General features: G+C 38.3%; 8 protein-coding genes and 1 rRNA gene. 3 read left to right on the plus strand and 6 right to left on the minus strand.

What is annotated here, in order from left to right; translation table 11 throughout:
• Positions 1-80: 80 nt before the first annotated feature.
• From proS to cyaY, 3 genes are all read right to left on the minus strand, one after another.
• Positions 81-1,799, minus strand: a complete 1,719-nt coding sequence (proS, locus tag DV424_RS07585; protein WP_118859601.1) for a proline--tRNA ligase — start codon at positions 1,797-1,799, stop codon at positions 81-83.
• Between the two features lie 84 nt (positions 1,800-1,883).
• Positions 1,884-3,743 carry a DNA helicase RecQ gene (gene recQ, locus DV424_RS07590; RefSeq protein ID WP_118859602.1) on the minus strand — a complete coding sequence of 620 codons (1,860 nt, stop codon included), beginning with the start codon at positions 3,741-3,743 and terminating at the stop codon, positions 1,884-1,886.
• 1 nt (position 3,744) lies between these two features.
• Positions 3,745-4,050, minus strand: coding sequence for an iron donor protein CyaY (gene cyaY, locus DV424_RS07595; RefSeq protein ID WP_118859603.1), 306 nt, complete (start codon positions 4,048-4,050; stop codon positions 3,745-3,747).
• Between the two features lie 97 nt (positions 4,051-4,147).
• On the opposite strand from cyaY, the gene lptM reads away from it, so the two are divergent.
• From lptM to DV424_RS07610, 3 genes are all read left to right on the plus strand, one after another.
• The gene (gene lptM / locus DV424_RS09010; RefSeq protein ID WP_005643208.1) at positions 4,148-4,264 is read left to right on the plus strand and encodes an LPS translocon maturation chaperone LptM; all 117 of its coding nucleotides are present in this window, start codon (positions 4,148-4,150) and stop codon (positions 4,262-4,264) included.
• 41 nt (positions 4,265-4,305) lie between these two features.
• The gene (gene lysA, locus DV424_RS07605) at positions 4,306-5,553 is read left to right on the plus strand and encodes a diaminopimelate decarboxylase (RefSeq protein WP_118859604.1); all 1,248 of its coding nucleotides are present in this window, start codon (positions 4,306-4,308) and stop codon (positions 5,551-5,553) included.
• Positions 5,554-5,751: 198 nt separating this feature from the next.
• Entirely contained in the window at positions 5,752-6,378 is a 627-nt protein-coding gene (locus tag DV424_RS07610) for a response regulator (RefSeq protein WP_005629869.1), read from the plus strand.
• A 61-nt stretch (positions 6,379-6,439) separates the two neighbouring features.
• Here DV424_RS07610 and DV424_RS07615 read toward each other — a convergent pair whose 3' ends face one another.
• The 3 genes from DV424_RS07615 to rrf all read right to left on the minus strand — a co-directional run bounded on the left by DV424_RS07615 (position 6,440) and on the right by rrf (position 7,739).
• Entirely contained in the window at positions 6,440-6,880 is a 441-nt protein-coding gene (locus DV424_RS07615) for a DUF2489 domain-containing protein (protein WP_005655468.1), read from the minus strand.
• Positions 6,881-6,883: 3 nt separating this feature from the next.
• Positions 6,884-7,444 carry a Der GTPase-activating protein YihI gene (gene yihI / locus DV424_RS07620; protein ID WP_118859605.1) on the minus strand — a complete coding sequence of 187 codons (561 nt, stop codon included), beginning with the start codon at positions 7,442-7,444 and terminating at the stop codon, positions 6,884-6,886.
• A gap of 180 nt (positions 7,445-7,624) precedes the next feature.
• Positions 7,625-7,739 (minus strand): 5S ribosomal RNA (rrf, locus tag DV424_RS07625).
• Positions 7,740-7,750: the final 11 nt, after the last annotated feature.

Here is a 7,750-nt window from a genome sequence, read left to right on the forward strand (position 1 = left end):
CAATATAAACGTTAAATCAACAAAAAGAGCAGCTAAAAAATAGCCGCTCTTTTGTCACAATATACAAAATAAAATGCTGATTAGCGATTACCTAACTTCTTGTTTAAAACGCTGAGCAACTGATCTTTACTAATCATTTCTTTTTCACCATTACGACGGTTCTTATATTCAATTTCACCGTTCTCTAGGTTTTTCTCACCGATTACAACCATATGCGGCACACCGATAAGTTCCATATCGGCGAACATCACGCCCGGGCGTTCTTTACGATCATCAAAAATCACATCTACGCCTTGTGATTGTAAAGTGCGGTAAAGTTCTTCAGCGTATTTTTGCACGGCTTCAGATTTGTGCATATTCATTGGCACAATCGCTACAGTGAATGGGGCGATTTCATCTGAAGGCCAAATAATACCGCGATCATCATGATGCTGTTCAATCGCTGAAGCAACCACGCGAGTTACGCCGATGCCGTAGCAACCCATTGTCATCACAAGCGGTTTACCATCTTCGCCTTGCACGGTCGCTTTCATTGCTTCAGAGTATTTTTTACCCAGTTGGAAAATATGTCCTACTTCAATACCACGTTTAATTTGAAGCGTGCCTTTACCATCCGGACTTGGATCACCTTCCACTACATTACGTAAATCAAATACTTCAGGCATTGCTACATCGCGTTCCCAGTTCACATTGAAATAATGTTTTCCATCGATATTCGCGCCACAACTAAAATCAGACATTAACGCCACAGTGCGGTCAATAATTGCAGGAATATTTAAATTCACAGGGCCTAATGACCCCACACCTGCACCAATTTTCGCTTTAATATCAGCTTCATCTGCAAACTCAAGAGGATCTGCTACTAATGGGTGTTTTTGTGCTTTAATTTCGTTTAATTCGTGGTCTCCGCGAATAATCAACGCAACAAGCGGTTGATTTTCGTCTACACCTTTCACAATCAAGGTTTTCACGGTTTTCTGGATTGGCAAGTTGAATTGCTCCACCAACTCTGCAATAGTTTTCGCATTTGGTGTATCAACTAAACACATTTCAGCGGTTGGTGCTTGACGCTCACCGATAGCTACCGCTTCAGCAAGCTCAATATTCGCGGCAAAATCCGATTCTGTTGAGAATACAACATCATCTTCACCGCTTGAAGCTAACACTTGGAACTCATGGGAAGCTGAACCACCAATAGACCCTGTGTCCGCTTGCACCGCACGGAAATCTAAGCCTAAACGGTTAAAAATGTTACTGTACACTTGGTACATCACATCATAGGTTTCTTGCAAACTTTCTTGTGTAGTATGAAATGAATACGCATCCTTCATAATAAATTCACGCGAACGCATTACACCAAAACGAGGGCGCACTTCATCACGGAATTTCGTTTGAATTTGATATAAGTTCAGTGGAAGTTGTTTATATGAAGAAACTTCACGACGCACTAAATCGGTGATTACCTCTTCATGAGTTGGCCCAAGTACAAAGTTACGGTTTCCACGGTCTTCAAAACGAAGAAGCTCAGGGCCATATTGATCCCAACGGCCTGATTCTTCCCATAATTCCGCAGGTTGCACAACAGGCATTAACACCTCAATTGCACCACCTTTGTTCATCTCTTCGCGAATAATCTTTTCTACTTTTTTCAATACGCGAATACCTGTAGGTAGCCAGTTATATAAACCTGATGCCATTGGGCGAATCATACCTGCACGCAACATTAATTGGTGGCTCACGACCTGTGCATCATTTGGCGTTTCTTTAAGAGTGGAGAATAAATATTGACTTGTACGCATTGTTTAACCTTAGATTCTAAGAACTGAAAAAATTGGCGCAAGTATAACAAAAAGTGCGGTGATTTTTAACCGCACTTTCGATACTTACTCATTATTTTGCGCTTTCGCCAAAATTGCTTTATGTTCCTGAATCAATGCCATAAACGGCTGACCAAACCGCTCTAATTTGATAGAGCCCACGCCATTAATTTGCAGCATTTCAATATTATTTGTTGGCATATATTGTGCCATTTCTTGCAAGGTCGCATCATTAAAGACAATGTACGGTGGAATATTTTCTTTATCGGCAATTTGTTTGCGCAAGAAACGCAAGCGTGCAAATAAATCCTTATCGTAATTTGCAACACCTTGACGTTGTGGATTATGGGCAATTTTACTGATTGAAGAAATACGAGGCATTGCCAGTTCTAATGATTCTTCACCTTTCAAAATCGCTTTTGCACTTTCAGTAAGTTGCAACGTTGGATTTAATTCACCAATGACCTGTTGCACAAACCCCAAATGAATAAGCTGACGAATAACAGACTGCCAATGCTCTTTGCTTTTATCTTTTCCGATACCATACACTGAAAGTTTATCATGTTGGCGTTCAATAAGTTTCTGATTGTGCATGCCACGCAGCACCGCAATCACATAATGTGCACCGAAACATTGCCCCACTCGATAAATAGTAGACATTACTTTTTGCGCATCGACTAATCCATCATATTTTTTAGGAGGATCAAGGCATATATCACAGTTATTGCATGGTGTTTGCCGATGCTCACCAAAATAATTGAGAAGAACTAAACGGCGACAAGTCTGGCTTTCAGCAAATTCCCCAATAGCTTCTAATTTATGTTGCTCAATCTGACGCTGTGGCGTTTCTGGTTTTTCTAAGAGAATTTTTTGTAACCAAGCGTAATCCGCCGGCTCATAAAACAAAACCGCCTCGGCAGGCAAATCATCACGTCCTGCTCGACCTGTTTCTTGATAGTAAGATTCAATACTACGAGGTAAATCAAAATGGGCAACAAACCGCACATTGGATTTATTAATACCCATTCCAAAAGCAATGGTTGCGACGACTACTTGAACATTATCACGCTGAAAATCCTGTTGCACACGCTCACGCAGTGCCGTTTCCATTCCCGCATGATAAGCAGCAGCAGAGACACCTTTATTGCGTAAACTTTCCGCAATTCGCTCAACCTTATTTCGGCTGTTGCAATAAATAATCCCACTCTTGCCCTTTTGAGCCAACACAAAACGTGTCAGTTGCTCCATTGGTTTATATTTTTCTTCCAAGGTATAACGAATGTTTGGTCGATCAAAACTACCAATATATCTATGTGGATTTTCTAGATTGAGGTGAGTCAAAATATCTTGGCGAGTCGCATAATCGGCTGTCGCAGTGAGCGCCATAATCGGCGCATGAGGGAAACTAGCTTTTAAACCGCCAAGCTGGGTATATTCAGGGCGAAAGTCATGCCCCCATTGAGAAATACAATGTGCTTCATCAATCGCAATAAAGCAGACTTTGCTATAAGAAATAAGTTGAAAGAAACTGTTCGTCATCACTTTTTCTGGCGACACATAAAGCAGTTTAAGTTGCCCAGAAATAAGCTTATTTTGTACTTGTTGCTGCTGCTCTAAAGTCTGACTAGAATTAAGAAAATCGGCCTCAATTCCATTAGCTTGCAGCTGATCCACTTGATCTTTCATCAAGGAAATCAGCGGAGAAATCACTAAAGTTAAACCCTCAAAACAAAGTGCGGGAATTTGGTAACAAAGCGATTTTCCATTCCCCGTTGCCATTACCACCAAAGCATCGTGTCCATTTAAAGCGGCATTAATGACTTCTTCCTGCCCTTTACGGAAAGATTGATAACCAAAAACCGATTTCAAAACAGAAAGTGCGGTTGGTTTTTCTATTATTTTTGGTGATAAATGAGAATCAAGCATCTTAGAACTGTACGTTCTCGCCATGTGCAGCACAAGATTCGACTAAACAATCCCAAAAACGTTTTCCGTCATTAGAAACCCAGTCGCCATTTTTAAAAGCAAAATGAAAACCACCTAATTTACTCGCAATCCAAAGCTCAAGTAATGGTTCTTGCTTGTTAATCACTATTTGTGTGCGATTATCAAAGGTGATTGTAAATACAGAACCTTGCGTTTCACAATCTACATCCGCACCTTGCGCTTCTAATTCTTCTTCAATTTTTTGCCAAACTTGTTCAATATTTTGGTGAAATTCTGCAATATTCATAAAATGTTCCTGTTTAAATCTGATAGAATGCAGCAAATTATAAAGCCTTTCTTAAGCTTGTGAAAGGCGGATTTACCGATAAGTAAGAGAGAGAAAAATGAAAAAACTACTATCAATTTTAGTGCTTAGTGCAGTTTGCATTGTGGCAACAGGATGCGGCGTAAAAGGTCCTTTATATTTCCCAGAAAAAGAACAAGCACAACAAACCAAATAAGCGATTATCCAATTAAAATCCCAAAAAAACAGGAACACAACATGAATTTCTTCCAATATAAAAATAATAAGCTTTATGCTGAAGATATTCCGGTTCAACAACTTGCTGAACAATTCGGTACACCTCTTTATGTATATTCTCGTGCAACACTTGAACGCCATTGGCATGCTTTTGACTCAGCCTTCGGTAAGCGTCCTCACTTAATTTGCTTTGCCGTAAAATCTTGCTCGAATATCGGTGTATTAAATATCATGGCAAAACTGGGTTCAGGTTTCGATATTGTCTCGCAAGGCGAACTTGAGCGTGTACTCGCCGCAGGTGGCGACGCATCGAAAGTAGTCTTTTCGGGCGTAGCTAAATCCCGAGAAGAAATTATTCGAGCACTAGAAGTTGGAATCCGTTGCTTTAATGTGGAATCAGTTTCTGAACTCAAACACATTAACCAAATCGCAGGAGAAATGGGTAAAATCGCACCTATTTCTTTACGTGTAAATCCAGATGTTGATGCACATACACACCCTTATATTTCAACAGGATTAAAAGAAAATAAATTTGGCGTAAGTGTAGATGAAGCTCGAGAAGTGTATAAATTAGCCTCAATGCTACCAAACATAAAAATAACAGGAATGGATTGCCACATAGGCTCACAGCTCACTGAATTACAACCATTCTTAGATGCAACAGATCGCTTAATTGTCCTAATGGAACAATTAAAAGAAGATGGAATTAAATTAAAACATCTCGATCTAGGCGGTGGCTTAGGTGTGACTTATACAGATGAAACACCACCGCATCCAAGCGATTACGCAAATGCATTATTAGAAAAACTAAAAGATTATCCCGAACTTGAAATTATTCTTGAACCAGGCAGAGCAATTTCTGCCAATGCGGGTATTCTAGTAGCAAAAGTACAATACTTAAAAAGTAATGAAAGCCGTAATTTCGCCATTACCGACACAGGAATGAACGATATGATCCGCCCTGCATTGTATGAAGCCTATATGAACATCGTCGAAATTGACCGCACTTTAGCAAGAGAAAAAGCCATTTATGATGTTGTCGGGCCAGTTTGTGAAACGTCAGATTTCTTAGGCAAACAACGAGAACTTTCTATTGCTGAAGATGATTATATAGCTCAATGCTCAGCAGGCGCCTATGGAGCAAGCATGTCATCAAACTATAACTCAAGACCTCGTACTGCAGAAGTTCTAGTAGATGGAGATAAATCCTATTTAATTCGTCGTCGAGAAACCTTACAAGAACTTTGGGCATTAGAGTCGACCATTTAATCTTTCTTATCCTAAAAGAGCGGTAAAAAAATTATCTATTTTTCTACCGCTCTTTTTCTGTCCATAAATCAGCCTACCTCAAACAGTAAGTTTGTGAGATAAATCAAATTTTTTTCTATTCTAGATTGGCATAGAATTGAATTCTTTATAAAATGTCATGCTTTTTAAAGTGGACTTCTAACCACTAAGGGGGAAATTATGCAAGATAAACTAAAAGTTTTATTGATTGACGACCATCCATTAATGCGTCGTGGCATTAAACAACTTGTAGAATTAGACGATAACTTTGAAGTAGTGGCTGACGTAAGCAGCGGCACAGAAGGGATTTCTGTGGCATTACAAACATCACCTGATGTGATCATTTTAGATCTCAACATGAAAGGACTTTCTGGGTTAGATACGCTCAAAGGATTACGTGCAGAAGGCATTGATGCGCGAATTTTAATTTTAACAGTGTCTGATGCAAAAAATGATATTTATACTCTGATTGATGCAGGTGCAGATGGTTATTTGTTAAAAGATACTGAACCTGATACATTGCTAGAGCAAATCAAGCGCATAGCACAAGGCGAAGTCATTCTGAGTGATTCTATTAAAAATTTATTATTAGAACGTACTCACGAAGATAATCCGTTAGACAGCTTAACGGATCGCGAAATGGGCGTACTTCGTCAAATTGCAACTGGCTTATCAAACAAACAAATTGCAGCACAACTGTTTATTTCAGAAGAAACCGTAAAAGTACATATCCGTAATTTATTACGTAAATTAAATGTTCATTCTCGTGTTGCAGCAACGGTATTATTTTTTGAACAAAATCGTTAAAAATAATCATAAAAAATGCGCTAGGAGAGACTTAGTGCATTTTTCTTTAAAATTATAATATTTAAATTAGCTCAATAGATTTAATATCTTCTAATAAAATATACAATTCTTGTTTAATATTTTTTTCAAACTGTGCTTCTGCACTTTCTCGAGCTAAATCCAGACGCATTCTTTCTCTTTTCTCAAGTAGTTTACGGTCATCATGTGTAGGCATATCACGCACCACTTCATATAAATTAGCCATCGCAGGATAAGATGATAAATTCTTACCAAAAGGTCTTAATAGCATTGTAAGACGAATTACTCCTTCAGAAAGATTACATTCTCCAGACAGCATTGCACGAGCAATAATATCAATGCTCTCTTTTAATCGTATAACCCGATTATTCTTAGCTTTAGCAATCAATTCCTTTTGAACTTTTAACTGCTTTAATAAACGGATTGCATATAGAGTCAATCCAGTTACCAAGAAAAGTGCGATGACAAAAAATATCCAAATCATAGATTACCTAAATTGATTAATATCCATACGCTCGAAAGTGCGGTATAAATCATCTTCGCTTTCATCTTCGTCTTCAATGCCAAGTTCTTCCATTAACTCAGAAATTCGATCTAAGCATTCATCTACAAATTGTTGATCTGATTTACTAATAGTTTTACCCGCATCTAAAGCATCCAATAATTCATTAAGAATTTCATTATTTTCCAGATTTTCAAGCTCTTTCATTGGATCTTGTTTTTTCACCTGTTTTATTACAGGAATTACTTGACCTTTTTCAGGCTTATTAACAAATTCAACAACCAACGGAACCTTTTTCTTACTACCAATTTTTGGATCTTTAATTTCATTTTGAAGTTTATTCGCTTTTTCTTCAACTGCACTATGACGAGATCCTGAAGCTAAACCTTTATGCTTACGTTTTTTCTTATCTTCACGAGCTTTAGCATCCAATTCATAACGAGTAAGCTTTTTACCAGAGCGCGCTTTTGTTATATCTATTTTTTTATCTGCTTTGCGAATTGGCATAATATCTGTAATTCGACGTGTTTTTTTCTTACGAGCCATAGGGTACCTTTCTTAAAATTTTGTGGATTGTATCACTAGTGCGTATTTTTCTCACTAATAAACATAAACTTTATTTAAACTTATTTTGTTAAAGTATAAACTTCTAAAAAAACAAAAACCCCATATCTTTCGACATGGGGTTTTCTTTTTTATCTCTTCACTTTTCAATCTGTAATTAGAACCTGGCGGTGCCCTACTCTCACATGGGGATGCCCCACACTACCATCGGCATTACAGCGTTTCACTTCTGAGTTCGGTATGGTTCAGGTGGTTCCACCGCACTATCGCCGCCAGGATAATTCTTTG

It is taken from the genome of Haemophilus haemolyticus, assembly GCF_003493605.1.
GTDB lineage: Bacteria > Pseudomonadota > Gammaproteobacteria > Enterobacterales > Pasteurellaceae > Haemophilus > Haemophilus haemolyticus_J.

Excerpts from the sequence above, each read along its gene's own strand:
- proS (WP_118859601.1), bottom strand. The coding sequence starts at position 1,799 with ATGCGTACAAGTCAATATTTATTCTCCACTCTTAAAGAAACGCCAAAT.
- recQ (WP_118859602.1), bottom strand. The coding sequence starts at position 3,743 with ATGCTTGATTCTCATTTATCACCAAAAATAATAGAAAAACCAACCGCA.
- cyaY (WP_118859603.1), bottom strand. The coding sequence starts at position 4,050 with ATGAATATTGCAGAATTTCACCAAAATATTGAACAAGTTTGGCAAAAA.
- lptM (WP_005643208.1), top strand. The coding sequence starts at position 4,148 with ATGAAAAAACTACTATCAATTTTAGTGCTTAGTGCAGTTTGCATTGTG.
- lysA (WP_118859604.1), top strand. The coding sequence starts at position 4,306 with ATGAATTTCTTCCAATATAAAAATAATAAGCTTTATGCTGAAGATATT.
- DV424_RS07610 (WP_005629869.1), top strand. The coding sequence starts at position 5,752 with ATGCAAGATAAACTAAAAGTTTTATTGATTGACGACCATCCATTAATG.
- DV424_RS07615 (WP_005655468.1), bottom strand. The coding sequence starts at position 6,880 with ATGATTTGGATATTTTTTGTCATCGCACTTTTCTTGGTAACTGGATTG.
- yihI (WP_118859605.1), bottom strand. The coding sequence starts at position 7,444 with ATGGCTCGTAAGAAAAAAACACGTCGAATTACAGATATTATGCCAATT.